At 63.6% G+C, this 24,988-nt stretch carries 28 protein-coding genes; 18 read left to right on the top strand and 10 right to left on the bottom strand.

Annotation, left to right across the window (positions count from 1 at the left end; translation table 11 throughout):
• The first annotated feature begins 212 nt into the window (after positions 1–212).
• The 3 genes from AC54AG_RS12800 to AC54AG_RS12790 all read left to right on the top strand — a co-directional run bounded on the left by AC54AG_RS12800 (position 213) and on the right by AC54AG_RS12790 (position 3,373).
• A complete protein-coding gene (locus AC54AG_RS12800) occupies positions 213–2,297 on the top strand; it encodes a M13 family metallopeptidase (protein WP_496630555.1) in 2,085 nt (694 codons plus the stop codon).
• 70 nt (positions 2,298–2,367) lie between these two features.
• Complete coding sequence (locus AC54AG_RS12795) at positions 2,368–3,012, top strand: class I SAM-dependent methyltransferase (protein WP_496630554.1); 645 nt, start codon at positions 2,368–2,370, stop codon at positions 3,010–3,012.
• 175 nt (positions 3,013–3,187) lie between these two features.
• Entirely contained in the window at positions 3,188–3,373 is a 186-nt protein-coding gene (locus AC54AG_RS12790) for a CsbD family protein (RefSeq protein WP_034759763.1), read from the top strand.
• 69 nt (positions 3,374–3,442) lie between these two features.
• Here AC54AG_RS12790 and AC54AG_RS12785 read toward each other — a convergent pair whose 3' ends face one another.
• From AC54AG_RS12785 to AC54AG_RS12775, 3 genes are all read right to left on the bottom strand, one after another.
• Positions 3,443–5,650: a S9 family peptidase gene (locus AC54AG_RS12785; RefSeq protein WP_496630553.1), complete on the bottom strand. Its 2,208-nt coding sequence runs from the start codon at positions 5,648–5,650 to the stop codon at positions 3,443–3,445.
• Between the two features lie 191 nt (positions 5,651–5,841).
• Entirely contained in the window at positions 5,842–6,681 is an 840-nt protein-coding gene (locus AC54AG_RS12780) for a PhzF family phenazine biosynthesis protein (RefSeq protein ID WP_496630551.1), read from the bottom strand.
• A gap of 17 nt (positions 6,682–6,698) precedes the next feature.
• The gene (locus AC54AG_RS12775) at positions 6,699–8,093 is read right to left on the bottom strand and encodes an MATE family efflux transporter (protein ID WP_496630550.1); all 1,395 of its coding nucleotides are present in this window, start codon (positions 8,091–8,093) and stop codon (positions 6,699–6,701) included.
• A gap of 189 nt (positions 8,094–8,282) precedes the next feature.
• On the opposite strand from AC54AG_RS12775, the gene AC54AG_RS12770 reads away from it, so the two are divergent.
• From AC54AG_RS12770 to AC54AG_RS12745, 6 genes are all read left to right on the top strand, one after another.
• Entirely contained in the window at positions 8,283–8,942 is a 660-nt protein-coding gene (locus AC54AG_RS12770; RefSeq protein ID WP_496630549.1) for a beta/gamma-crystallin, read from the top strand.
• Positions 8,943–9,121: 179 nt separating this feature from the next.
• Positions 9,122–9,994, top strand: coding sequence for a beta/gamma crystallin family protein (locus AC54AG_RS12765; RefSeq protein WP_496630547.1), 873 nt, complete (start codon positions 9,122–9,124; stop codon positions 9,992–9,994).
• 101 nt (positions 9,995–10,095) lie between these two features.
• Entirely contained in the window at positions 10,096–11,091 is a 996-nt protein-coding gene (locus AC54AG_RS12760) for a beta/gamma crystallin family protein (protein ID WP_496630546.1), read from the top strand.
• Positions 11,092–11,250: 159 nt separating this feature from the next.
• On the top strand, positions 11,251–11,931 hold the full coding sequence (locus AC54AG_RS12755; protein ID WP_319992453.1) for a beta/gamma crystallin-related protein: 681 nt from the start codon (positions 11,251–11,253) through the stop codon (positions 11,929–11,931).
• Positions 11,932–12,027: 96 nt separating this feature from the next.
• Positions 12,028–12,948, top strand: coding sequence for a DnaJ C-terminal domain-containing protein (locus AC54AG_RS12750; protein ID WP_072454394.1), 921 nt, complete (start codon positions 12,028–12,030; stop codon positions 12,946–12,948).
• Positions 12,949–12,951: 3 nt separating this feature from the next.
• A complete protein-coding gene (locus tag AC54AG_RS12745) occupies positions 12,952–13,263 on the top strand; it encodes a chaperone modulator CbpM (protein ID WP_070303663.1) in 312 nt (103 codons plus the stop codon).
• Between the two features lie 3 nt (positions 13,264–13,266).
• Here AC54AG_RS12745 and AC54AG_RS12740 read toward each other — a convergent pair whose 3' ends face one another.
• Together AC54AG_RS12740 and AC54AG_RS12735 are read right to left on the bottom strand one after the other, a co-directional pair.
• The gene (locus tag AC54AG_RS12740; RefSeq protein ID WP_034759733.1) at positions 13,267–13,494 is read right to left on the bottom strand and encodes a hypothetical protein; all 228 of its coding nucleotides are present in this window, start codon (positions 13,492–13,494) and stop codon (positions 13,267–13,269) included.
• Between the two features lie 159 nt (positions 13,495–13,653).
• The gene (locus AC54AG_RS12735) at positions 13,654–14,571 is read right to left on the bottom strand and encodes a LysR family transcriptional regulator (protein WP_496630545.1); all 918 of its coding nucleotides are present in this window, start codon (positions 14,569–14,571) and stop codon (positions 13,654–13,656) included.
• A 134-nt stretch (positions 14,572–14,705) separates the two neighbouring features.
• On the opposite strand from AC54AG_RS12735, the gene AC54AG_RS12730 reads away from it, so the two are divergent.
• The 3 genes from AC54AG_RS12730 (at position 14,706) to AC54AG_RS12720 (ending at position 16,465) form a co-directional block, all read left to right on the top strand.
• Positions 14,706–15,311, top strand: a complete 606-nt coding sequence (locus AC54AG_RS12730; RefSeq protein ID WP_034759726.1) for an FMN-dependent NADH-azoreductase — start codon at positions 14,706–14,708, stop codon at positions 15,309–15,311.
• A gap of 144 nt (positions 15,312–15,455) precedes the next feature.
• Positions 15,456–16,004 (top strand): hypothetical protein, encoded by a 549-nt coding sequence (locus AC54AG_RS12725; protein WP_496630543.1) that lies wholly within the window; start codon positions 15,456–15,458, stop codon positions 16,002–16,004.
• A 287-nt stretch (positions 16,005–16,291) separates the two neighbouring features.
• The gene (locus AC54AG_RS12720) at positions 16,292–16,465 is read left to right on the top strand and encodes a hypothetical protein (RefSeq protein ID WP_496630542.1); all 174 of its coding nucleotides are present in this window, start codon (positions 16,292–16,294) and stop codon (positions 16,463–16,465) included.
• On the opposite strand, the gene AC54AG_RS12715 is transcribed toward AC54AG_RS12720, so the two are convergent.
• Positions 16,447–16,686, bottom strand: coding sequence for a TIGR02450 family Trp-rich protein (locus AC54AG_RS12715; protein ID WP_034759713.1), 240 nt, complete (start codon positions 16,684–16,686; stop codon positions 16,447–16,449). The two genes, AC54AG_RS12720 and AC54AG_RS12715, sit on opposite strands and share 19 nt — an antisense overlap.
• 72 nt (positions 16,687–16,758) lie before the next feature.
• On the opposite strand from AC54AG_RS12715, the gene AC54AG_RS12710 reads away from it, so the two are divergent.
• Both AC54AG_RS12710 and pncB read left to right on the top strand, forming a co-directional pair.
• Complete coding sequence (locus AC54AG_RS12710) at positions 16,759–17,622, top strand: cysteine hydrolase family protein (protein ID WP_219329264.1); 864 nt, start codon at positions 16,759–16,761, stop codon at positions 17,620–17,622.
• Between the two features lie 79 nt (positions 17,623–17,701).
• Positions 17,702–18,892, top strand: coding sequence for a nicotinate phosphoribosyltransferase (gene pncB / locus AC54AG_RS12705; RefSeq protein ID WP_496630541.1), 1,191 nt, complete (start codon positions 17,702–17,704; stop codon positions 18,890–18,892).
• An 8-nt stretch (positions 18,893–18,900) separates the two neighbouring features.
• Here pncB and AC54AG_RS12700 read toward each other — a convergent pair whose 3' ends face one another.
• The 3 genes from AC54AG_RS12700 to AC54AG_RS12690 form a co-directional block, all read right to left on the bottom strand.
• Positions 18,901–19,200, bottom strand: coding sequence for an antibiotic biosynthesis monooxygenase family protein (locus AC54AG_RS12700; RefSeq protein ID WP_496630540.1), 300 nt, complete (start codon positions 19,198–19,200; stop codon positions 18,901–18,903).
• A gap of 83 nt (positions 19,201–19,283) precedes the next feature.
• Positions 19,284–19,757: a host attachment protein gene (locus tag AC54AG_RS12695; protein WP_496630539.1), complete on the bottom strand. Its 474-nt coding sequence runs from the start codon at positions 19,755–19,757 to the stop codon at positions 19,284–19,286.
• Positions 19,758–19,784: 27 nt separating this feature from the next.
• Positions 19,785–20,195, bottom strand: coding sequence for a hypothetical protein (locus AC54AG_RS12690; RefSeq protein WP_128140310.1), 411 nt, complete (start codon positions 20,193–20,195; stop codon positions 19,785–19,787).
• A gap of 171 nt (positions 20,196–20,366) precedes the next feature.
• Here AC54AG_RS12690 and AC54AG_RS12685 point away from each other — a divergent pair, with 171 nt between their 5' ends.
• The 4 genes from AC54AG_RS12685 to AC54AG_RS12670 all read left to right on the top strand — a co-directional run bounded on the left by AC54AG_RS12685 (position 20,367) and on the right by AC54AG_RS12670 (position 23,776).
• Positions 20,367–20,948, top strand: coding sequence for a DJ-1/PfpI family protein (locus AC54AG_RS12685; RefSeq protein ID WP_058051378.1), 582 nt, complete (start codon positions 20,367–20,369; stop codon positions 20,946–20,948).
• Positions 20,949–21,012: 64 nt separating this feature from the next.
• Positions 21,013–22,245 (top strand): GAF domain-containing sensor histidine kinase, encoded by a 1,233-nt coding sequence (locus AC54AG_RS12680; RefSeq protein ID WP_034759687.1) that lies wholly within the window; start codon positions 21,013–21,015, stop codon positions 22,243–22,245.
• Between the two features lie 32 nt (positions 22,246–22,277).
• Positions 22,278–22,925, top strand: a complete 648-nt coding sequence (locus AC54AG_RS12675) for a response regulator (RefSeq protein ID WP_034759680.1) — start codon at positions 22,278–22,280, stop codon at positions 22,923–22,925.
• A gap of 155 nt (positions 22,926–23,080) precedes the next feature.
• Positions 23,081–23,776 (top strand): Crp/Fnr family transcriptional regulator, encoded by a 696-nt coding sequence (locus tag AC54AG_RS12670; RefSeq protein WP_034759676.1) that lies wholly within the window; start codon positions 23,081–23,083, stop codon positions 23,774–23,776.
• A 7-nt stretch (positions 23,777–23,783) separates the two neighbouring features.
• Here the strand turns inward: AC54AG_RS12670 and AC54AG_RS12665 are convergent, their stop codons facing one another.
• Positions 23,784–24,977, bottom strand: a complete 1,194-nt coding sequence (locus AC54AG_RS12665) for an MFS transporter (protein ID WP_496630538.1) — start codon at positions 24,975–24,977, stop codon at positions 23,784–23,786.
• Positions 24,978–24,988: the final 11 nt, after the last annotated feature.

The following is a 24,988-nucleotide window of genomic DNA, read 5'->3' as shown; positions in this document are numbered from 1 at the left end:
CTTGTCCAGATTAACGGCAGGTCCAAGCGGAACTTGAGGGTATTTTTGAAAAAAAAGTGAAAATAATTTAGATGATTGCTTGGCTGCTGCCGACATCGCCCGCCAAGCCGCATGTCTGCTGGCGTCGCGGTGGCAGGGGAGTGTGTTGCGGCGCCTCAAAACGCGTTATGATTTTGCACACTACTGTCGTTACTTTGCCTGAAAGGATCACCATGCGCGTTGCCACTGCTGCCGCTTCCTCTTTCCCTGCTTCCTGGCGCAAGCGCGCCATGGTGCTGGCCCTGTCCGGCATCGCGCTGGCCGGGGGCACCGTCCACGCGCATGCACAGGAGGAGGCCGCCAGTCCCGCCGCCGCGATGGCGGCGCCCACGGCGGTCTTGCCCGGCGACGATTTCTATGACTACGTGAATGGCGACTGGCTGCGCAGCACGGAGATTCCCGCCGACCGCAGCAGCTGGGGCTCGTTCGCCATCCTCGCCAACGCCACCAACGAGCGCATCATCGCCCTCGTCGAAGGCCTGGCGGAGGCGCCACAGGCCGATGCCTCCGCGCGCCAGGTCAGCGATTTTTACCGTTCCTGGGTCGACGAAGCGGCTATCGAGGCGAAGGGCTGGGCGCCGATCAAGCCGCTGCTGCAGAAGATCGATGGCATACGCGACCAGGTGGGACTGGCCCGCGCGCTGGGCGAAAGCCTGCGCGCCGATGTCGACCCGCTCAATTCCACCAATTTTTATACGGAAAACCTGTTCGGCCTGTGGGTGGCGCAAGATTTGAACGACACCACGCGCAATGTGGCCTATCTGCTGCAGGGCGGACTGGGCTTGCCCGACCGCGCCTTTTACCTGAGCGACAGCGCCCGCATGCAGGGCTTGCGCGCAGGCTACCAGGCGCATATCGCCGCCATGCTCAAGCAGGCCGGCTACAGCGATGCGCCGGCCCGGGCCGCGCGCGTATTTGCGCTGGAGCAGCAAATTGCCGCCAGTCACGCCAGCCGCGAGGATTCGGCCGATGTCGCCAAGGGCAATAATCCGTGGCGCGCCGCCGACTTCGCCAGCAAGGCGCCTGGCCTGGACTGGAAAGCCTTCTTCCAGGCGGCCGGCCTGGGCCAGCAGACGGATTTCATCGTCTGGCATCCGACGGCCATGACGGGCAGCGCGGCCCTGGTGGCTAGCGTGCCGCTGGCCACATGGAAGGATTTTCTGGCCTTCCACGCGATCAACCATTTCAGCACGACCTTGCCGAAGGCGGCCGCCGACCAGCGCTTTGCTTTCTATGGCAGCGCCCTGAGCGGCACGCCGCAGCAGTCGCTGCGCAGCAAGCGCGCGCTGGCCGCGACGAATGCGGCCTTGAGCGACGCCGTCGGCAAGCTCTACGTGGAACGCTATTTCCCGCCTGAATCGAAAGCGCGCGTGCAGGAGATGGTGACGAATATCGTCGCCGCCTTCTCGCGCCGCATCGACAAGCTCGACTGGATGGCGCCGGCCACCAAGGCGCAGGCGCAGGAAAAACTCAAGACCCTGTACGTGGGCGTCGGCTATCCGGAACGCTGGGAAAATTATGCGGGCTTGCGCGTGGTGCGCGGCGATGCGCTGGGCAATGTGCAGCGGGCGGAGCAGTTCCATTACCGGCAGGAGCTGGCCAAGCTGGGCCAGTCTCCCGACCGCAAGGCCTGGGCCATGCCGGCGCAGCTGGTCAACGCCGTCAACCTGCCGCTGCAAAATGCGCTGAACTTCCCGGCCGCCATCCTGCAGCCGCCGTTCTTCGATCCGGCAGCGTCCGACGCGGCCAACTACGGCGGCATCGGCGCCACCATCGGCCACGAGATCAGCCACAGTTTTGACGACCAGGGCGCGCAGTTCGACGCCCAGGGCAAGCTGCGCGACTGGTGGACGCCAGCCGACCTGGCGCATTTCCAGGCAGCCTCGAAGCAACTGGTGGTGCAGTTCGCGGCCTACAAGCCGTTCCCCGACCTGGCCATGAATGGCCAGCTGACCCTGAGCGAAAACCTGGCCGACCTGGCCGGCGTGGCTGCCGCGCATGACGCGTTCACCCTGTCGCAGCAGGGCAAGCCGGCGCAGCCGGGCGCGGACCGCGATTTCTTCATCGGTTACGGCGTCAGCTGGCGCAGCAAGGCGCGCGAGGCAGCGGCGCGCCAGCAAATCCTCACGGATGGCCATGCGCCGGCGCAATACCGCGCCGCCACCGTGCGCAACCTCGACGCCTGGTACCCGGCCTTCGACGTCAAGCCGGGGCAGCAGCTGTACCTGGCGCCGGAACAGCGCGTGCGCGTCTGGTAGCAAATGGTGACGGTGCCGGCGCACAGCGCGCCGGCACCGTAAAATGGCGGAACATATCGACAGGACCGCCATGAAGCCGACCCCACCGCAAGATCAGCAAGACCCCATCCACGCCATCACCGAACGTACCCTGGCCCATTACGACGCCAGCGCCGAGCAGTTTTTCGAAGGCACGCGCGACCACGACGTCAGCCAGAATATCAGTGCGCTGCTAAACGCCATCGGCAAGCCGGCGCCTGTGGAGATTCTCGACCTCGGCTGCGGCCCGGGCCGCGATCTGAAAGCGTTCACGGCCATGGGCCACCACGCCACCGGTGTCGATGGCAGCGCCCGCTTCGTCGAGATGGCGCGCGCCTACAGCGGCTGCACCGTATGGCAGCAGGATTTCGTCGACCTCGACTTGCCTGCCGCGCACTTCGACGGCGTGTTCGCGAATGCCGTGCTGTTCCACGTGCCCAGCGCCGTTCTGCCCGGCGTGCTGCGCGCCTTGTACGTGTGCCTGAAACCGGGTGGCGTGCTGTTCAGCTCGAATCCGCGCGGGCAGAACCAGGAAGGCTGGAACGGCGCGCGCTACGGCAGCTACCACGACGAAGCGACGTGGGCCGCATACGTGCAGGCGGCCGGTTTCAGCCTGGTCGAGCAGTACTACCGCCCGCCCGGCTTGCCGCGCGAGCAGCAGCCTTGGCTGGCGACGGTATGGCGCAAAGCGGGCTGATTCCGCGTAATTAGCTGATTTTTGGCATGTGTTAGGGACCGTACATAGTTTTTGCAACCTCAAGCGTAGTATGGACACATCGACACGCAGCAAGCAGTTTGCAACGGCGTGTGAGCCGCAGTACCGGCCCTTCGGGGCAGGACAACAGATGTACCAACTACAGTGAGGATCCATCATGAACAAAGATCAAGTCGAAGGTAAACTGAAGGAAGTCGGCGGTAAAATCCAGGAAGCCGCTGGCAAAGTCGTCGGCAGCGAAGAACAGCAAGCCAAGGGCCTGGCAAACCAGGTCGAAGGCAAAGTGCAGAAGAAGGTTGGCGACGTCAAGGATGCGGTCGAGACCGTTACGCGCAAGCCGTAATCTGACGCACGCATAAAAAAACCGCCGCCTGTCGCGAGACAGGCGGCGGTTTTCATTTGCGGGTGCGCTTTACTTCGCTACGCCCAGGTTCTGCTTGAAGAACATCTCGATTTTCTTGTACACGTGGCGCTGGCCCGCGCGCGACGAGATGCCGTGCTTGGCGCCCGGGTACGTCATCAGGTCGAACTGCACGCCGCGGTTCACGAGCGCGTCGATCAAACGCGTGCTGTTGCTGAACAAGACGTTGTCGTCGGCCATGCCGTGCACCAGCAGCAGCGGCGACTTCAGGCCGTCGAGGTGGGCGAACACGGTGCTGGCCTTGTAGCCATCGACGTTTTCCTTCGGCATGCCGAGGAATTGCTCCGTGTAGTGGGTGTCGTACAGCGACCAGTCGGTCACGGGCGCTACAGAGACGCCCATGGCGATCTTGTCGGACGCTGCCGACAGAAGGCGCAGGGTCATGAAGCCGCCATAGCTCCAGCCGAACACGCCGATGCGTTTGGCATCGACGAAGCTTTGCTTGCCCAGCCAGTCGATGCCCACCATTTGGTCGGCCACTTCGGCCGCACCCAGGTTGTGGTAGATGGCGTCCGTGAACGCGCGCTCGCGGCGCGATGAACCGCGGTTATCGAGGCGGAAGACGACAAAGCCCTGCTGCGCCATGTACTGGTCGAAATTGTTGCCCCAGCGGCGAGCCACATGCTGCGAGTGCGGGCCGCCATACGTCGACAGGTAGACGGGGTAGCGCTTGCTTGCGTCGAAGTTCGACGGCTTGACGATGGAGTAATACAGCGTCTGGCCATCGTTGGCCTTCAAGGTGCCATATTCCGTCGGCAGGTGGTCCGCCTTGTATTTGGCGTACGGGTGGCTCGCGTTCAGCGCGTTTTCTTCAAGCCAGCCCACCATGGCGCCGTCCGGGCGGCGGATGCTCACCTGCGGCGGCGTGGCGGGGTCCGAATACGTATCGACGAAGACTTCGCCATTGCGCGAGAACGTCGTGTCGTGCCAGCCATCGGCTTTCGTCACGCGCTGCGGCTTGTCGGCCGTGCTGCCGTCGAGCGCCAGCGCGTAGGTCTGCTTGTCGATCACGGCGTCGCGGTTCGACGCGACGAATACTTTACCGGTCTTCTGATTCACGGCCAGCACGCTGTCGATGCCCCATGCGCCGGACGTGACCGGGTGCAGCAGCTTGCCGCTCATGTCGTACAAATACAGGTGATTGCGGCCCGTGCGCTCGGACGACCACAGGAAGGTGCCGTTCGACAGGAAGCGCAGGTCGTCATGGATGCTGACCCAGGTTGTCGACGTTTCCGTCAGCAGGGTGCGCTGCGCCAGCGTGGCTGCGTCGACGGCGACCAGGTCGAGGATCTTCTGGTCGCGCGACTGGCGCTGGTACACGAGCGACTTGCTGTCCGCGCTCCAGTCGGCGCGCACCAGGTAGATGTCCGGGTTCGTGCCCAGCTCCACCTGGCGCTGCACGCCCGTTTCCGGCGAGACGATCAGCAGCTGCACCAGCACGTTCGGGTCGCCGGCGGCAGGGTAGCGCTGCTCGACGACGTCCGTGCGGTCGGCGAAGATTTCAAAGCGGCGCACGACAGGAACCGGTGCTTCGTCGTAGCGTTTGTAGGCGATGGCGGAATCGTCCGGGGCCCAGTAGTAGCCGGTGCGCTGGCCCATTTCTTCCTGCGCCACGAATTCGGCTTCGCCGTTGCGTATCGTGCCCTTGCCATTGGTCGTCAGCTGGCGTTCCTGGCCCGACTTCAGGTCGATCACATAGATGTTCTGGTCGCGCACGAACGAGACGTAGCGGCCTTTCGGCGAGATTTTCGGGTCGAGCACATTGCCCTTGGCGACCAGGCGCGCCTTGTCCGGATGGGCCGCGTCGACCAGGTACAGATTGCCGGCCAGCGGCACCAGCAGTTGCTTGCCGTCGGGCGACCAGCTGTAGCTGAGAATGCCGTTCAGGCTGGCCGTGCGCTCGCGTTCGCGGCGCGCCTGCTCTTCGGGCGAAATCGTTTCATTCGGCACCAGCGCCTTCGAGTCGACGAGGCGGTGCGTGCTCTTGTCCTTCAGCTTGAATTCCCACAGGTCGAGCTGGAACTGGTTGTCGGCGCGGCCGCGCAGGAATGTGACTCGCTCGCCATCGGGCGACACCTTCAGGTTGCGCACGCCGGGGCCGGCCAGCGCCGGATCGGCGTGGATGCGTTCCAGGGTCAGCTTTTCAGCCGATGCGGGAACGCTGGCCATCGCGGCCAGAAAACAAAGAATAAAACGCATGGATGTCTCGGTAGTTGGAAGAATGAAGGGCACTGCATGCATAGGCGAACTTGAGCGTTGCCTAAGCGTAAGACGATACCAGAGCGTGCCTCTTTATGCGATAGGCCCGGCCACGGAATATGGGCGTGCTGGCCGTATTTCCTTCGTGAAAAATATCCAGGCACCACCCATTCGATGGCGCTTTGCCCGGTTCAGGCCAATATCGACCCCGTGACGACGCTCAGGCAGGCGCCGCCTATCCAGGCGTGACCATCGCGGAAGCTGACGGACACGCGGCCGGCGCGCTGCAGGCAGGTGCCCTGGCGGACAGTGTAGTCGCCACCGGCCAGCAGCTGCGCGATGCAGGCGTTGGCACTGCCCGTGACGGGGTCTTCCACCAGCGCGCCATGTTCGCTGAGCAGCGCGCGCACTTCGTAATCGGCCGGCCCGCCCGCAGCGTGCGGGCCGTACAGCGCCAGGCCGTCCGCTCCGGCTGCGGCCAGCAAGGCCGTCAGCGATGCGATATCGACACGCACGGCCAGGCAGGCGGCGGCGCTTGCCAGCGGTACGCACAGCCAGCGGATGCCCATGTCGACGACGGTGCCGGCAGCGGCTGGCGTGCCGCCCAGCGCGGTTTGCAGCAGCGGCAGCAGAGTGGGTTTGAGCGCGAGCGCCGTGCACGGCGGCGCCTGGAACGCCAGCCCGGCGCCCGCCTGCCGCTCGATCTGTACGAGGCCGACGCCGCATTCCTGCACGATGCGCGCGCCTTTCGGCTGCATGCCGGAGTCGAGCAGGGCGTGCGCCGTGCCCAGGGTCGGGTGGCCGGCGAACGGGAATTCAGTCTCGGGCGAAAAAATCCGCACGCGGTAGTCGGCTGCCGGATCGTGCGGCGCCAGCACGAAGGTGGTTTCCGACAGGCCCGTCCAGCGCGCGATCGCCTGCATCTGCGCGGTATCGAGGCCGTCGGCGTCGAGCACGACGGCCAGCGGATTGCCCATGAAAGGCAGGCTGCTGAACACATCGACTTGCCTGAAGGGGCGCGGCTGCGGCATGGCGAATTCCTTGAAAGTTATGGCGCTGCGCGCAGGCGCTGCAGCGACAGCCGGTTCAGATACCAGGTCAACAGCACGGCGGCTACCGTCAAGCCCGTGACGAGGCCGATCCAGAAACCGGCGGCGGCCATCGGCTCGGCCGGCGACCAGATGAAGCCTTGCGGCGCGAGGCCCAGCACATAGCCGATCGGCAGCGAGAAGCCCCAGAAGGCCAGCAGCTGGATCAGCATCGGCTGGCGCGTCACCTTGTAGCCGCGGATAGCGCAGGACGTGGCCACCTGCGTCGCGTCGGATAGCTGGAACAGGGCGGCGAACAGCAGCAGCTGCGCGCACAGCGCCTGCACTTGCGGGTCGGACGTGTAGGCTTGCGCGATCTGGTGGCGGAAGAGGGTGATGACGGCGGCCGAGACGATGGCCGCCGTCAGCGACATGGCCACGCCCACCCACGAAATGAAACGGGCCTTGCGCAAATTGGCTTCGCCCACGGCATGGCCCACGCGCGTGACCAGCGCGATGCCGAACGTGAGCGGCACCATGAAGACGACGGACGAGAAATTCAGCGCAATCTGGTGCGCCGACACCTGGATCACGCCGAAGCGCGCGACCAGCAGGCTGATGACGCCAAAGGCGCTCACTTCGGCAAAGTAGGTGACGCCGATGGGCAGGCCCAGGCGCAGCATGGGGCCGATGGACGACAGCTCGGGCCATTCCCAGTGTGTGAATGGATACGTGGCGCGGTAGGCGGGCGCGATCCTGATCCAGGCCAGCATGGCCAGCAGCATCATCCACACGCAGCAGGTGGTGGCCACGGCGCAGCCCACGCCACCGAGTTTCGGCATGCCCCAGTGGCCGTAGATCAGCAGGTAGTTGACGAAAATGTTCAGCGCCAGCGCGGCCAGCGCGATCACCATCACGGGCTTGGTCTGGTTGATGCTGGTGCTGTAGCCGTACAGCGCGCGGTAGGCGGCGAACGGCGGCAGCGCGCAGCTGATGATGTGCACGAACAGCTTGGCCTTGGCTGCCACTGCCGGTTCGAGCATCAGATGGTCGAACACGAGCGCCGCCATGTTCGTCAGCAGACAGGCGACCAGGCCCACGAGCAGCGCCTTCCACAGCGACTGGCGCACGATGTGCGGCACCCGGTCGTGGCGCGCGGCGCCGATTTCATGCGCCACCAGGGTATTGATCGCCATCATGATGCCGCTCACCGTGACGAGCACGATGGACCAGATGGCTGCGCCCAGCGACACGGCCGCCAGTTCCTCGGGATTCGTATGGCCCGTCATCGCCACGTCGGCCGCGCCCATGCCGACGGTGGCCAGCTGGCCGATCAGGATGGGCCAGGCCAGCTTCCACAGCGACGAGACTTCAGTGCGGATGGCGGGCAGGGTGAACGAGGTAGTGTGTGGCATGGGCGGAAAGCTTGACTAAACACAAGATTCTACCGGCATTCGCCGTGCTTGTCCGCCGTGGCACCCCGGGCGCTCGGGCACGGTAATCATTTGTTACAGCTAAGTGGGCCAGTCGCGGATAGACTGCGCGCTCTATTTGGCAAAATGACCAAATAGTCAACCGCAGTACCCTGACTATGGAGCAAGACCATGCTGAGACACACCCTGAACTGCGCCCTGTTGCTGGGCGCCGCCATGACGGCCGAACTGGCCGGCGCCGGCGAACTGACCCTGTACTCGCGCGACGATTATCACGGCCGCTCGCAGACCGTGCGCGATGCCGTCGCCGACCTGGAAGACGTCCGTTTCAACGACACGACGCAAAGCATCCGCGTGCGCTCGGGCCGCTGGGAAGCGTGCGAGGAAGCCGATTTCCGCGGCGATTGCTTCCTGCTTGAGGCGGGCGAGTATCCGTCGCTCGACGACCGCGCCAACAAGATCACGTCGCTGCGCGAAGTGCGCGGCGGCTGGGATGGGCATCCGGGGCGTGACCGTGACCGTGGGCGCGACCGGGACGGCCGCTGGGAACGCGAGCGCGGCCATTTGCCAGGGCGCTCGCTGGGCGGCGAACTGACCTTCTATACGCGCGATGATTTCGCCGGCCGCAGCTTGAGCGTGCGCAACGCTTCAGCCGACTTGCGCGAGCGCGACTTCAACGACACGGTGCAAAGCGTGCGCGTGCGCTCCGGCTATTGGGAAATGTGCGAGGACGTGGGCTTCCGTGGCCGCTGCCGCACCTTGGAACCGGGCGAGTACGCGAGCCTGGAGCGCATGAGCAACCGCATCTCGTCGGTGCGCGAAGTGCGCTGATGCGGGTCAGTTAGCATCTCAAATTGCAATAACCGGTTCGTGCAGGGCCGGCTATTGCTTTTGGTAACAATTTATTGTGCTTTTCCCATACTTTGTTACACCGTTTTTTCTACGGATGGCTACACTGACATCAGTTGTCATGTCGATCACTTGCCTTTGCCGCCACCGGAGACCTTCCCATGAATCGCCCGTTCGCCTTTGCTCTGCTGTGCGCCAGTTCGCTGTTTGTCCATTTCGCGGCGCAGGCCGGCGAGATCCGTCTGTACACCGATGACAATTTCAAGGGAAGGGTCGTGGTCTTGCGCGATACGACGGACGACTTGTCGCGCGTCAATTTCAATGACACCGTCTCGAGCATCCAGGTCGATTCGGGCAGCTGGGAAGTGTGCACGCATGGCGATTTCAAGGGCGATTGCAAGACACTGGAAAGGGGCGACTACCGCTCGATGCCGGGCATGAACGATAAAATTTCATCCGTGCGCGAAATCGGCGGCGGGCAGGGTAGCGGCAGCGGTAGCGGACGCCGCGCGGCGCTGGAGCTGTACGCCGGCGGCGGCCAGCGCGGCGCGTCGGTCGGCGTGAATGCGGACCGCGACGACCTGGTCGACATCGGCTTCAACGACCGCGCCAGCAGCGCGCGCGTCGAGTACGGCTACTGGCAGCTGTGCAGCGATTCCAACTACCATGGCAGCTGCCGCGTATTCGGGCCTGGCAGCCACGATGACCTGGGCAGCCTGAATGGGCGCGTGTCATCGGCGCGCCTGGTCGATCCGCGCGAGGAGAACCGTCCGCAAAATGACGAGGGCCTGGTGGTGCTGTATGGCCGCGCGTTCCTCAAGGGGCGGGGGCTGCAGGTGAACCGCGACGTCAGCGACCTGGTGCTCCTGAACTTCAACGACCAGGCCGAATCCATCGCCATCAACGAAGGCACCTGGGAAGTCTGCACCAACTCGCAGTTCAACGGCACCTGCGAGCGCATGGGGCCGGGCAGGTATGAAGTGCTGGACACGGCGCTCGACAAGCGCATTTCCTCGCTGCGCCGCCTGTACTGAACGCGCGATCGGACCTTCCCTGCGGGCTGGCACTTGTTACAATGGCATCCTGGCGTTTTGCCAGGCAAATCATCACCAAAGAATGAAGAATGGAGTTAATCATGACGGGCCCTTTCAAACACACGCTGGCATGCGCGGCCACCTTGCTGCTCTCGCTGGGGGCCCATGCGGCCGCCCATGCGGGCGATATCACCTTGTTCGAAGACGTTGATCTGCGTGGCCGCGCAGTGAACCTGCGCGAGACGACGGACGATCTGTCGCGCATGGGCTTCAACGACAAGGCGTCGAGCATCCTGGTGCGTTCGGGTACCTGGGAAGTGTGTACCGATGCCGGTTTCCGCGGCAATTGCCGCACCCTGGGGCCGGGCGAATACCGCTCGATGCCGGGCATGAACGACGCCATCAGTTCGGTGCGCGAGTCGGGGCGCGGCGATGGCTACAACCCGGGGCGTCCCGGACGCGATCCCGACCGGGGCCATGGCGGCGGCTATGGCCGTGGCGGCACCCTGGAAGTGTATTCGGGCGCGGGCCAGAATGGCGGCTCGGCGCGCCTGAACCGCGACACGGACGATTTCGTCAATATCGGTTTCAACGACCGCACCAGCAGCATCGTCGTCTATAACGGCTACTGGCAGCTGTGCAGCGATTCGAACTACAACGGCGTATGCCGCATCTTCGGCCCTGGCCGCCACGACGACCTGGGACGCGGCCTCGATGGGCGCGTCTCGTCGGCGCGCATGGTCGACGAGCGCGAAGCGCGCCGCCAGCAGCAGTACGATAACCAGTACCAGCGGCCGCAGTACGATCAGCCGCAATATCCGCAATACCAGCAGCCGCAGTACCAGCAGCGCGGCGCCGTGCTGCTGTTCCCCGAAGCGGGCATGCGCGGCGAACCGCTGGCGCTGGACCGCAATGCGGAAGACCTGGTGCGCTACAACTTCAACGACCGCGCCTCGTCCATCGTCGTCAACGATGGCCAGTGGGAAGTGTGCAGCGACTCGAACTTCCATGGCCGCTGCGAAGTGATCGGGCCGGGCGAATACGGCCGCCTGAACGCCATGGAAAACCAGATTTCCTCGCTGCGCCGCGTACGCTGATTCCTTCCTGCGCCGCGTTGACACGCCGCCTGCCGGGTTCATCCCGCCAGGCGGTTTTTACATTCGCTGCCGTGCGCTGACATTTGCTTGCCCTTTGTTACACTCGCCGCCTGCCGCCTGGTCTACACTGGCGAAAATGTCATCAGTATTGGAGTTGTCATGGTTTTATCTTTCCGGCCCGCGCTGTTGTGCGCCGCCACCTTGCTCGCCCCCCTTGCCGCATCCGCAGGCGAAATCACCCTGTTCGAGGACGCCGGTTTCCGCGGCCGCCCCGTGACCCTGCGTTACGACACGGGCGACCTGTCGCGCATGGGCTTTAACGACAAGACCTCGAGCATCATCGTGCGCTCGGGCACGTGGGAAGTGTGCAAGGACGCCAATTACCGTGGCAACTGCCGTACTTTCGGACCTGGCCGCTACGGCAGCATGCCGGGCATGAACGACGCCGTATCCTCCGTGCGCGAAGTGGGCCGCCCGGGCCATGGCGGCGGCGACCACCGACCGTATCCGCCGCGCCCCCCGCGTCCTGAGCCGGAGCGCCCCTATCCCGGTTATCCGGGCCACGGCGGCGGCCACCGTCCCGACGCGAATGGCGCCGTGCTGCTGTTCCCCGACGCCGGCATGCGCGGCCGCCCCGTGCGCCTGGACCGCGAAGTGCACGACTTGAGCCGCTATGGTTTCAATGACCGCGCCGAATCGCTCGTCGTCAATTACGGCCGCTGGGAGTTCTGCGTCGACGCCAACTTCCGCGGCCGCTGCGTGGTCATGGGGCCAGGCAGCTACGGCCGCCTGCACGGTGGCCTCGACCGCCGCATTTCTTCGGTGCGCCGCGTGCGCTGATCCCGCCGCCGGGCGGCGCTGTATTGTGCGCACGCTGTCCTTTGACCAATTCGTGTACTCTTCCCATAGGCACTTCAACCATGGGGAGCAGGCACGGTGGAATACAAGGACTACTACAAGGAACTTGGCGTCGAGAAGACGGCGTCCGAGGCCGATATCAAGAAAGCGTACCGCAAGCTGGTGCGCAAATACCATCCCGATGTCAGCAAGGAGCCGGACGCCGACAAGCGCACCAAGGCCCTGAACGAGGCTTATGGCGTGCTGGGCGACGCGGAAAAGCGCGCGGCCTACGATGAACTGGGCCGCAACCCTGGCGCACAAGGCCAGCCATTCCGGCCGCCGCCGGACTGGGGTGCCGGCTACGAATCGTCGGGCGCCGACGACAGCGATTTCTTTGCCGACCTGTTCGCCCACGTGGGCGGACGGCGCCGCGCCAACAGCACCTTCCAGATGCAGGGCGAGGACAGCCACGCCGCCATCACCATCGACCTGCAGGACAGCTACCAGGGCGCCAAGCGCCACATCGTCATGCGCGTGCCCGAAGCGGATGCGCAAGGCCACGTGGTGACGCGCGAGCGCACCCTGGAAGTGACGATACCGAAAGGCGTCACGGAAGGGCAGCAGCTGCGCATGAAGGGGCAGGGCAATCCCGGCAGCGGCGGCGCGCCCGCCGGCGATTTATACCTGGAAATCCGCTTCCGTCCCGATGCGCGCTACAAGGTGGAAGGGCGCGACGTCTTCGAGACGGTGCCCGTCACGCCATGGGAAGCGGCGCTGGGCGGCGACATCGACGTGCCCACGCCATCGGGCACGGTGACCGTCACCGTGCCGCCCAATTCGCAGACGGGGCGCAAGCTGCGCCTGAAGGGACGCGGCATTCCCGCTGCCCAGCCGGGCGACCTGTATCTGCTGCTGGAAGTGGTGCTGCCGCCGGCGAACGACGACAAGGCGCGCGAACTGTATGCAACTATGGCGCGCGAGATGGCTTTCAATCCGCGCCAGAAGCTGGGAGGCTAGATCATGACAAACAAGGTAATTGGCGAATTGCTGGAAGACCGTGCCCTGAGCCTGGAAGAACTGGCGCGCGCCTGCGCCGTGGAGCCGGACTGGGTGGTGCAGCACGTGCGGACGGGTGTGCTGCTGCAGGACGGCCCGCCGGCGGGCCAGCTGACGGCCTGGCGCTTCACGAGCCTGGACCTGGTGCGCGCGCGCCGCCTGCATGAAATCGAATCCGTGTTCGACGCGAACGCCGAACTGGCCGCGCTGGTGGTCGACCTGTCGGAAGAAGTGGCGCGCCTGCGCCGGCGCCTGCACGTGCTGGGCGTCGAGTAGTCCTCAGGCAGGATCGCCGTGCCGCTGCACGGTGATCCTGCCGATATAAAACTGCCCGTCGACGACGACGCGGTGCGGTATGCCGGCCACGTCGAAGCCGGGGCCGCCGTCTTCCATCCATTCCTGCGCCAGCGAGTCGAACTGCTGCGGCGTCATGCGCAGCATCTGCGCCGTGATGACGAAGCGCGCGCCAGGTTTTTGTTTGTTGACGAAGTCGTCGATGCCGGCCATGGTAAATCCTTGTAATTGAAAGTTGACTCCGGGTTGACTCCGTTAACGGCCGGGGTCAGACCCCCGGAAACGTTGGCACTGAGCCTTGCGTTAGCGGTGTTGAGGGTCTGACCCCAGACTTCCGCCGCGGGTTACTATCATACCTTCACTCTCACTTAACTAGAACCCTGCCTCTGGCAGCAACGGCAACTGCTCCGCAAACCGCTCCGTCAGCCACTTGCCCGCCTGCTCCGGCGGCGTGTCGGCGCGCTGGATCAAGTAAATCGGGTAATTCTCGCCATTGTCGACGGCCAGCGGCAGGTGCACCAAACGGCCTTCGGCCAGGTCCTCGCGCACCATCGCTTCGGGCATATTGCCCCAGCCCAGGCCCGCGCGCAGCAGCGCGTGCTTGGAACCGAGGTCGCCCAGGCGCCAGTTGCGCAATCCCAGCACGCCGAAATCCTGGCCCTGCGTCAGCACGCTGCGGTCGCTGAGCACCAGTTGCACGTGTTCGCGCGCCACGTTGGAGGCGATCGGCCCGGCCAGCTGCGCCAGCGCGTGGCTGGGCGCGGCCACGGGAATCAGGCGCACGTGGCCGACGGCCATACGCTCGAAGACGCTGGCCGTGGCCGTCATCCAGCCACCGAGGCCGATGTGGCAGCTGCCATCCATCACCAGCTGCGCCACGGCGCCCATCGCTTCGATGCGCAGGCGCAGGGCGACGGTGGGGAACTGCGCCTGGAAGGCTTCGAGCACGCGCACCAGCACGCAAGTGGGAAACATCACGTCGACCACCACCGACACTTCCGCCTCGAGCCCGCCGGCCAGCGCCTTGGCCCGCGCGCGCATGCCATCGACCTTCAGCGCCACGGCCCGCGCGTCGGCCAGCAGGGCCTTGCCCGCGTCCGTCAGCGTGGGCTTGCGCTTGCCGCGGTCGAGCAGCACCACGTTCAGCTGTTCTTCCAGGTTGGCGATGGTGTAGCTGATTACCGATTGTGTGCGGTGCAGCTGGCGCGCCGCGTGGGCGAAACCGCCTGCGTCGATGACGGCGACGAAGACGCGCAACTGGTCGAGCGAAGGCTGGCCCGGTTCTCTCATGACAACTCCATATCTAAAAATTCGATGCTAACCATTTATTTTTACACGGTTTCATCGATAGTAGACCCGAACTATGATGTGTGCAAGTGCAGCAAACGCCGCACCCCCATCTATCGATCTTGAAGGAGTGCATCATGGCAAACGTACTACACATCAATAGCAGCGTGCGCAACAGCGGTTCCCTGTCGCGTCAACTGTCGGGCGAATTCGTCGCCAAACTGGCCGCGCAAGGCGACACCATCGTCGTGCGCGACCTGGCCGCGCAACCGGTGCCGCACCTGACGGAAGAAGTCATGGGCGCGTTCTTCACGCCGGCCGAGCAGCGCAGCGCGCAGGCGGCCGCGGCCGTGCAATTGTCCGATACCCTGGTCGATGAATTGCTGGCCGCCGACGTGCTGGTGCTGGCCGCGCCCATGTACAACTTTTCCGTGCCCTCGACCCTGAAGGCGTGGATCGACCACGTGGCGCGCGCGGGCCGCACCTTCCAGTACACGGCCAATGGCCCCGTTGGCCTGGCCACGGGCAAGAAAGCCGTTATTTTCACGGCCAGCGGCGGCGTCTACAGCGAAGGCCCGGGCGCCGCGTATGACTACCTGAGCACCTATCTGCGCACGGCGCTGGGCTTCATCGGCATCACGGACATCGAGTTCGTGCAAGCCGAAGGCGTGGCAATGGGCGACGATGCCGTCACCAGCGCGATCGCCAAGGGCCGCGCGTCGATCGAAGCCCTGGCTGCCTGATATACGCCTTTTGAGGGATTGCCAAGCTGGCATGCTTGGCATAAGCTTGCCGGCGGCACGCCCCGTGCCAGGCCGGCGAGCCGTTCGCCATGAAAGTCCCTCATGCACCACCAGTTGGCCAGTGCAGTATTGTTCGGATGTTCCTTGTTTTCAGCAGGCATTGCGCTGGCACAGACCGCGCCTCCCGCGCCGTCCCACGTGGGCCGCCGCGCCTCCACGCCCGAGGATATCCGCGCCATTGAAAAAGTCGTCGCCGACTTCCAGGCGGCCCTGATCGCCAAGGATGTCAAGCGGCTGTCGTCGCTGATGCTGCACACGAACATCCTGTTCGCCTCGCCGGCCGATGACGCTTTCATCCAGAAAATGCGCGACACGACGGACGTCCACTTCGACGGCGTCGCGGCGGCCGGCTACGTCGGTTTCGCCAACTACATCAAGCGCGAACCCTTGCGCACGGAAGAAAAATTCTACAACGTCAAGATCACCCAGGACCGCCATGTCGCGTGGGTCAACTTCGACTACGAATTCCTCGTCGGCGACAAATTGTCCAACTATGGCGTCGAAGCGTGGCAGATGGTCAGGCGCGATGGTCATGGAAAATCCTCAGCGTCGTCTGGTCCATGCATGCCGCGGCCGAGGCGGCGAAATAGGGCAGGCGCCAGCGGCGTTCAGTACAGAGTTGCCTTCTCATAATTTTTTCGCATCGTCTATACTTTCAGTGGGCGTGCCGCCATGCCTCAAGGTGAGGCCGGCGTTCAAGTTTTTCCCTGTGCCGCGTAATAAAAAGCAGATAAGTGAGTCAGTATCCTGAGCAAGCGCGATTGCATGTATTCCAACCCTACGCCGGGTAGGGCCGTTGAGACAGGCTACCCGGGGATGTCATTTTTGGAGCAAACATCGTGCCGATAAAGTACGTTGATACGTATGAAATAAATTACACGGCGGAACCCTTACGCGGTTGCAAACTGTGGGGCGCCTATGTGTCCCTGTACACCCCATCGAGCAATCCCATGCACAGGAACAATATCGTCAAAAAGCACCGCGTGCTGGCCGACCATCCGTTTGCGACGGAAGCCGAAGCCGTCAGCGAAGCGGCCGAGGTGGCATTGAAGCTGGTCGAGCGGCGCCAGCGCCGTTACGTCTTCCACCCCTGATGCCATTGCGCCGCATCCTGCAGCGCGCGCCAGGGCAGGATCTGCACTCTGCCGGAATGCACGGCTTCCAGTTCCACGTGCGTGACGGGTTCATCCGGCGTGGCTGCGGCGCATACCTTGATGACGAGAAAATGTTTTTCCTTGTTGACGGGTGTCACCGCTGTCCATTTGCTGTTGAGTAATTTGTTTGGACGCAAGTTATTGCGATGTGGAAGGTGCATGGCGGGCCCGGGATTGGCGTGATGGCGATGTTGCCATTATCATGCAAGTTCCCGCCACGCACGAGGACCGCCATGAAACGCCAGCTACACCTGCTTGTGATCGACCCGCAAAACGATTTTTGCGACCTGCCCGCCGAATGGCTGCCTGCCGGCACAGCACCGGCCCTGGCCGTGCCCGGCGCCCACGCCGACATGCTGCGCGTGGCGCAGCTGATCCGTGAAGGGGGCAATGGCCTGACGCAGATCAGCGTGACGCTCGACGCCCACCACCGCTACGACATTGCCCACCCCGCCTTCTGGCGCACGGGCGATGGCGGCGCCGTGCCGCCGTTCACGCAGATCACGGCGCAGCAAGTGCGCGACCGCTTGTTCCTGCCCGCCGCCAGCGATGCCTTGCCGCGCGCGCTGGCCTACCTCGATGCCTTGCAGCAAGCGGGGCGCTATCAGCTGATGGTGTGGCCCGTGCACTGCGAGATCGGCAGCTGGGGCCAGAATATCCACGCGGCCGTGCGCGCCGCCTACAACGCGTGGGAAGTGGATCACCTGCAAGTGGTAGCCAAGCTGAGCAAGGGTTCCAATCCGTGGACCGAGCATTACTCGGCCGTCATGGCGGAAGTGCCCGATGCGCACGATGCGGCCACCCAGCTCAACCTGGATTTCCTCGCCACCTTGCTGCTGGCACAGCAGATTTATGTCACCGGCGAAGCGGGCAGCCACTGCGTGAAAGCCAGCACCGAGCACATCGCCGACTACCTGGAAGCGCAGCAAGGCAAGACGGCCCTGTCGCGGCTGGTGCTGCTGACGGACTGCATGAGCCCCGTCACGGGCTTTGCAACGCAGCAGCGCGACTTCCTTGCCGCCATGCACGAGCGCGGCGTGCGGCTGGCGACATCCACCGACGTTTTGCCCGAGTTGTTGGCAAACGCAGGCGATTAATGCTTTCCTGCAAGCGAACCCTGCCGAAATGCTTGCGGTGGCGTACTATTCTGGCTTCAGGAAGTTGGAGAAAACACACATGACCCCGATAGTGCGCAGTTTGCTGGAAACCGATCTATATAAATTTACAATGTGGCAAGCCTTGCTGCACGGTCATCCGAATACCCATACCGAATACGAATTTGTCTGCCGCAACGCCACCGCCTTTCCCCTGGCCGAACTGAAGGGCGAGCTGGAAGAACAGCTCGACCACCTGTGCTCGATGTCGTTTGCCGACGACGAGCTGGCCTATCTGCGCACTTTGCGCTTCATGAAGAGCGACTTCGTCGACTTTCTGACGGTGTTCCGCTTCCAGCGCAAGTTCATCGACGTGAGCACGGACGGCGACACCTTGCTCGTGCACGCGGCCGGGCCGCAAGTGCATGTGATGGGCTTCGAGATTTTCGTGCTGTACATCATCAACGAACTGTATTTCCGCCGCTTCGACCTCGACGCGGCCATGCGCGAAGGGCGCCACCGCCTGGGCTTGAAAGTGGAAGCCGTCAAGGAATTCGGCAAGCTGCCGCGGCGCAAGCACCCGTTTGAATTTTCCGACTTCGGCGTGCGCCGGCGTTTTTCCGGCGCCTGGCACGACGAAGTGGTGCAGCGCCTGGCGCGCGAAGTGCCCGAGTATTTCAAGGGCACGTCGAATGTCTACCTGGCGAAAAAGCTCGGCATCGTGCCGATCGGCACCATGGCGCATGAATACATGCAATCGTTCCAGTCGTTCGGCGTGCGCCTGCGCGACTTTCAAAAGGCGGCACTGGAAGACTGGGTGCAGGAATACCGGGGCGACCTGGGCATTGCCTTGACGGACGTGGTCGGCATGGATGCTTTCCTGGCCGACTTTGACCTGTATTTCGCCAAGCTGTTCGATGGTTTGCGCCACGATTCGGGCGATCCCGTCGAGTGGGGCGAGAAGGCGCTGGCCCACTACGCGGCCCTGCGCATCGACGCCAATACCAAGCGCCTCGTGTTTTCCGACGGCCTGAACCTGGACAAGGCGTTTGCCCTGTACCAGCACTTCGCCGACCGCATCATGACGGGCTTTGGCATCGGCACCAACCTCACCAACGATGTCGGCTTGACGCCGCTCAACATCGTCATGAAACTGGTACGCTGCAATGGCCAGTCCGTGGCGAAACTATCGGATTCGCCGGGCAAGACCCTGTGCAAAGATGAGACCTTCCTCGCCTACCTGCGACAGGTCTTTCACCACCCCGCAGTGTAGGTGCCGGTCTAGAAGCCTGTGAACACCGTATCCATGTGCTCGACCTGCGGCGGTGCGGCGAAAAATTCACCGACCAGGCCGCGCCATGCCTGGAAGTCGTCGCTGCCGCGGAAATGCACGGTATGGTCTTCCAGGGTTGTCCAGCCCACCACCAGGCGGTAGGCATCGCTATTTTCGATCGAGCGCTCCAGGCGCATCGACTCGCAGCCGCGTGCGCGCTGGAACAGGGGGACGGCTTTCGTCACGGCCGCTTCGAAGGCAGTGTGCGTGGCCGATTTGATCTGGATGTGGGCAATTTCAAAAATCATGACAAGTTCCGGTTTTGAAAGAAAGAACGCAGATCTTGCCACAGATTGTGCCCGCTTGCGGATGGCGATGGGGCCGCTGCCGTTCAGCTGTCGCCGCCGCTCCTGTCCAGCGCTTGCTGCAAGTAGGCTTCCAGCTGGGGCACGTTCATGCTGGCGACATCCCTGGCCAGGGCATGGCTGAGCCGTTTTTCCACCTGGGCATCGAGGCTTAGACGCAACTGCCCCAGGAACTTCGGTGCGGCGACCAGGCACAGCTTGTTGTAGCGCTGTTGCTGCAAGCCCTGTTGCAGCACTTGTGCGATATGCCGGGCAAACTGTGCGTTCGCATGCTCGACTGGCGTCACCCGTGGCTCGGTCGTGTGCGCCTGCGTGCCCCCCTGGGTCCCCGCGTGCATGCCGCTGCCGAAGCGTCCGCTGGCATCGCTGTTCAAGGCGTTCTCGTTTTCGCGGGCCGCCGGATTGACAAAATCTTGCAGCTCGCCCAGCTGGTTTTGCTGTCCCAGCGCAAACAGCCGGGCCCGGCTGCTGTCGGCCACTACCACCCATGTGACGTCCATGCTTGTTTTCCTTGCTGTGCGCGCCGGCTAGCGCGACAGGGCCGCCATCGCGTCGTGCCTGTCCTGGTCGCAGCGGGCCGTACGCTGTTCGATATCGCTGCCGCCACACGCCTGCACGATGGCGTGCGCGCGCTGCTGTTCCTCGGCGTGGCGCGTGGCCACCACCAGGCGGACCATGCCGCGGAACGCCGTCTTGCCGTAGTTGCGCCGGTACATATGGTTGTCGCCGCCGAACAGGGCATTGATCGCCCGTTCCAGCCGGCTGGTGAGGGTGTCGCAATTGCCGACCGTGAAATTGCCCTGCACGGGGCCAGCCTCGTCGTCGCCCGCGTCCAGCTGCACGGCGTGAGAAGGGAAACCTTCGGCCAGCAACCGGTTGCGGGCGCGCTCGGCATCGGCTAAATGGTCGAAGATACGTATCAGTGTGCTGCTGTCCATGGCCCTGCCTTTCAACGAGGTGTGCTTGATTTGACCGGCAAGGCTGCAAATAATTCCGCCTCAGCCTGTAAAATCCTCGATCAAGGCGCAAAAGTTTGATAAATATCCAGTATGGCTGCCAAGTCGCGCTAAGATACGTCTTGCGGGATCAATCTTTCATAGGAGAACCAAATGGCAGCGAAAAAAATTCTGTTTTTGACCGGCGATTTTGCAGAAGATTATGAAACGATGGTGCCATTCCAGGCCCTGCTGATGCTCGGTCATACCGTGCATGCCGTCTGCCCCGGCAAGAAAAGCGGCGAGACGATCAAGACGGCCATCCACGATTTCGAGGGCGACCAGACTTACACGGAAAAGCCGGGCCATCTGTTCACCCTGAACGCCAGCTTCGACGAGATCGATCCGGCCGACTATGACGCCGTGATGATCGCCGGCGGCCGTGCGCCCGAATACCTGCGCCTGAACGAGAAAGTCATCGCCGCCGTGCGCCATTTCGCCGAGGCGGGCAAGCCTGTCGCCGCCGTCTGCCATGGCGCGCAATTGCTGGCCGCCGCCGATGTCATCCGTGGCAAGCGCATTTCCGCCTATCCCGCCTGTGCGCCGGAAGTGAAACTGGCAGGCGGCACGTATGCCGACATCGCCGTCACGGACGCCGTCACGGATGGCCAGTTCGTCACGGCGCCCGCCTGGCCCGCGCATCCGGCCTGGCTGGCGCAGTTCGTCAAGCTGCTCGGTACCGAGATTCATTTGTAACCTTTATTTGTCCGGCAGGCCGCAGCGCTTGCCGGGCGCACCACTTTTCAGATTCGAGTTCTTCATGCATGCGCCGCGCAGTCAACCTTCCCGCAAACAACTTCCAGCCTCGCGCTGGCGCCAGCGCCGCCTGGCGCAAGCCGCATCGGGCCTGAGCGCCGCGCAGGAACGCCAACTGGCCACCCTGCACGAGATTTCCACCTTGCTGGCGGGACAGCACGCCATCGATGCGCTGTGCCGTGGCTTTTTACGTCACGTGATGGAGTTCGCGCAGGCCGAGGGCGGCACCGTGCGCATCCTCGATCCGCAGCAGGACACCGTGCACATCATCGTGCACGAGGGCATTTCCGAGGCCATGGTGGAAGAGGAGCACTGCATCCGCAACAACGATTGCCTGTGCGGCGCGGCCGTGGCGCAGGGCGTGATCCAGATCCGCGATTTCCGCCAGGTCGAAGCCTTGCAGCGCTACCGTTGCCAGGAAGAAGGTTTCATTGCCATCGCCGTCTTTCCCATCCTTGCACGCGAGCAGGTGGTCGGCAGCTTTTCGCTGCACTTTGCGCAGCCGCAAGCCGTGCAGGCGCAGCAGCAGGGCTGGCTGGAAACCCTGGGCCAGAGCCTGGGCATCGCCATTGAAAACCAGCGCCTGATCGCGCGCGAAAAGGAATTTGCCGTGGCGCGCGAACGCAGCCTGCTGGCCGAAGGCTTGCATGACAGCATCGCGCAAAGCCTGAACTTCATCAGCCTGCAAGTGCAGATGCTCGACGATTCCGTGCGCCGCGGCCAGCTCGACGAAGCGGCCGAAGTGTTGCCGCTGATGCGCATGGGCGTCGAGCAAAGCTACCAGGACGTGCGCGAATTACTCGTCAATTTCCGCACGCGCTGGCATGGCAGCGACCTTGAAAGCAAGCTGTCGGAAGTGCTGGCCAAGTTCGAGCTGCAGACGGGCGTGATCGGCACCTTGGAGATGAGCGGCAATGGCGCACCGCTGGCGCCCGAGCAGCAGTTGCAGATCCTGTTCATCGTGCAGGAAGCGCTGTCGAATATCCGCAAGCACGCGCAAGCGAGCAACGTGGCGCTGCGCGTGGACAACGGGCGCGATTTTGCACTGCAGGTGCGCGACGATGGCGAAGGCTTCGCCGCCAACCTGCGCGACAAGAAAACGGAATTGCAGATCGGCTTGCGTATCATGCAGGAAAGAGCCGAGCGGCTCGGTGCGCAATTTGCCATCGACAGCACGCCCGGCGGCGGCACGACGATCTCGCTGGCCTTGCCGGCAGCCCGGCGCCAGGCCGCGTAACAAATGAATCATCTTTATCAGGCAACAAACACGTGAACGCACCAATCAAAATCCTGCTGGTCGATGACCACACCTTGCTGCGCAGCGGCGTCAAGCTGCTGCTGCAGCGCAATCCTCAATTCCAGGTGGTGGGCGAGGCATCGAACGGGCTGGACGGCGTGCGCCTGGCGGCCGAACTGCAGCCCGACGTGGTGCTGATGGACTTGAACATGCCTGGCGTGACTGGCGTCGAGGCGCTGCAGCTGATCTTGCAGGACCTGCCGCAGATGGTGGTGCTGATGCTGACCGTGTCGGAAAACGCGGCCGACCTTGGTGCGGCCCTGCGCGCGGGCGCGCGCGGCTATTTGCTGAAAAATATCGAAGCCGAGCAGCTGGGCCAGGCCATCTGCCGCGCCGCCGCCGGCGAATCCGTGATCGCCGACGCCATGACGGCCAAGCTCGTATCGCAATTCCGCGCGGGGCAAAACGCGCCCCAGGAAGACTATGACAAGCTGACGCCGCGCGAACGCGAAGCCATGGCTTGCCTGGCGCAAGGACTGAGCAACAAGGAAATCGCGCGCCAGCTCGACGTGGCCGAAAGCACGGTGAAAATCCACGTGCAAAACATCCTCAAAAAGCTTAAGCTCAGCAGCCGCGTGCAGATCGCCGTCTACGCCGTCGAGCGTGAGTTAAGCAAATAGAGATCAAACAAAGCGCAAATAGTGGGCAAGGAATCCGCGATTGTTTGATCTGCATGGCGTTCCGGCCTAGACAACCCTAGTTCCTTTGACGTATGGCCTTGACCGTGCCTGCGCATTACACTCTTAGTCATTCGCTAATCTAATAAGAGAGTGTCATGCATAAGGTCAACGTCGATGGCTTGCTGTCGAGCCAGGCTCTGTTCCGCCATATTTCCCCTTCGCAATTAGAGCAATTGCGCCAGGATGTCGTGCGTGTCGAAGTGGAAAAAGGCAAAGTGCTGTTCCGCAAGGGCGAAGTGGCGGAAGGCGCCTACGTGGTGGTCTTCGGCCTCGTCAAGCTGAGCGTGTTTTCCATGGAAGGTACCGACAAGGTACTGGAACTGATCCGTCCAGGCCAGAGCTTTGGCGAAGCCATGATTTTCCTTGATGAACCATATCCGTTCTGCGCCGAAGCGCTTGAGCACTGCCTGCTGCTGCGCATCCCGCCGCACGCGCTGCTGCGCCTGCTGGACCAGTCGCCCCGCATCGCGCGCCAGATGATGAACAGCCTGTCGCACCACCTGATGGGTTTCATCCGCAACGTGGAGCGCTGCTCCGTGCAGAACGCCACCCAGCGCGTGGTCGAGTATTTGCTGCAGGCCTCGGACCAGCAGCGTTCGAACGAAGTCAAGCTGGACCTGAAGAAAAGTTTATTGGCATCGTTCCTGAACCTGGCGCCCGCCACCCTGTCGCGCGTGCTGCACCAGCTGACGGACTTGCACCTGATTAAAGTCAGCGGTTCGCTGATCCAGATCCAGCCCGATGCCTTGAAAACCTATCGCCATGGTTCCGCTACGGCCATGCTGAATTAAGCGTTGATCACTCAGTTTTTTCAGCAGACAAGGTTAGCCGCCAGAATAGCAGGGCGAGCAAGCTGACCGCCGCGCCCAGCGCGCATACCCCATGCCAGCCCGCCAGCGCATACACGCTGGTGGCGGCAATCGCACCGAGTCCGCTTCCCACCGCATAAAACAGCATGTAGCACGCCACCAGGCGGCTGTGCGCGTCGCTGTCCTGCTTGAAAATCAGGCTCTGGTTCGTCACGTGGATGGCCTGGCCCGCCAGGTCCAGCGCGATGATGCCGACGATTAACGGCCACAGGGCCGCACCGGCAAAGCCCAGCGGCAGCCACGCGGCCAGCAACAGCAGCAGGGCGGCGCCCGTCGTCCATTGCGCGCGGCCCTTGTCCGCCATGGCGCCCGCGCGCGCGGCGCCCAGCGCGCCGATCACGCCGACGAGGCCAAACGCACCGATGGCCGCATGGCTATAGCCTTGCGCCGTCAGGGGCAGCACCAGGGCGCTCCAGAAAATATTGAAGACGGCAAACATCAGCATGGCCAGCATGCCGCGCACGCGCAGCACCTTGTTGTGCAGCAGCATGTCCAGCATCGAGGCGAGCAGGGCGCCATACGCGAGCTTCTGGCCTTGCGACTTGGCCGGCGGCAGCATGCGCCACAGCAGCAGCAACAGGGCGCAAGCGATGGCGGCGGAAACAAAATACACGGCGCGCCAGTCGGCCACATCGGCCACGACACCGGACAGGGTGCGCGCCAGCAGCAAGCCGATCACCACGCCGCCCTGCGCCATGCCGACGACTCTTCCCCGTTCATGGCTGGCCGCCGCGCTGGCCGCGTAGGCGATCAAACCCTGCGTCATGGCCGTGCCCAGCAAGCCGACCATCAGCATGCCGCCCAGCAAGGCTGCCGTGGACCGGGCGCAGCCCAGCGCCACCAGGGTGATGGCCAGCATGCCCAGCTGGAAAAGGGTCAGCCGGCGCCGGTTCAGCATGTCGCCCAAGGGCACGAGCAGCAGCAGGGCCAGCGCGCAGCCGATCTGCGTGGCCGTGATGACCATGCCGCTGGCCGCTTCCGTCATGCCGAACTCGTGCGCCAGGGTAGCGAGTAAAGGTTGGGCGTAATACACATTGGCCACGCTGAGGCCGGCCGCCGTGGCAAACAGCCAGACGAGGGTCGGAGGAAGTGCTGTCGTGATGGGAGTCGTTGTATCGCGCATGGGAGGTCAAT

Source organism: Janthinobacterium sp. BCJ23 (assembly GCF_059617945.1).
Note: the sequence above shows the minus strand (reverse complement) of the source record. Positions and strands in the feature narration are given on the sequence as shown.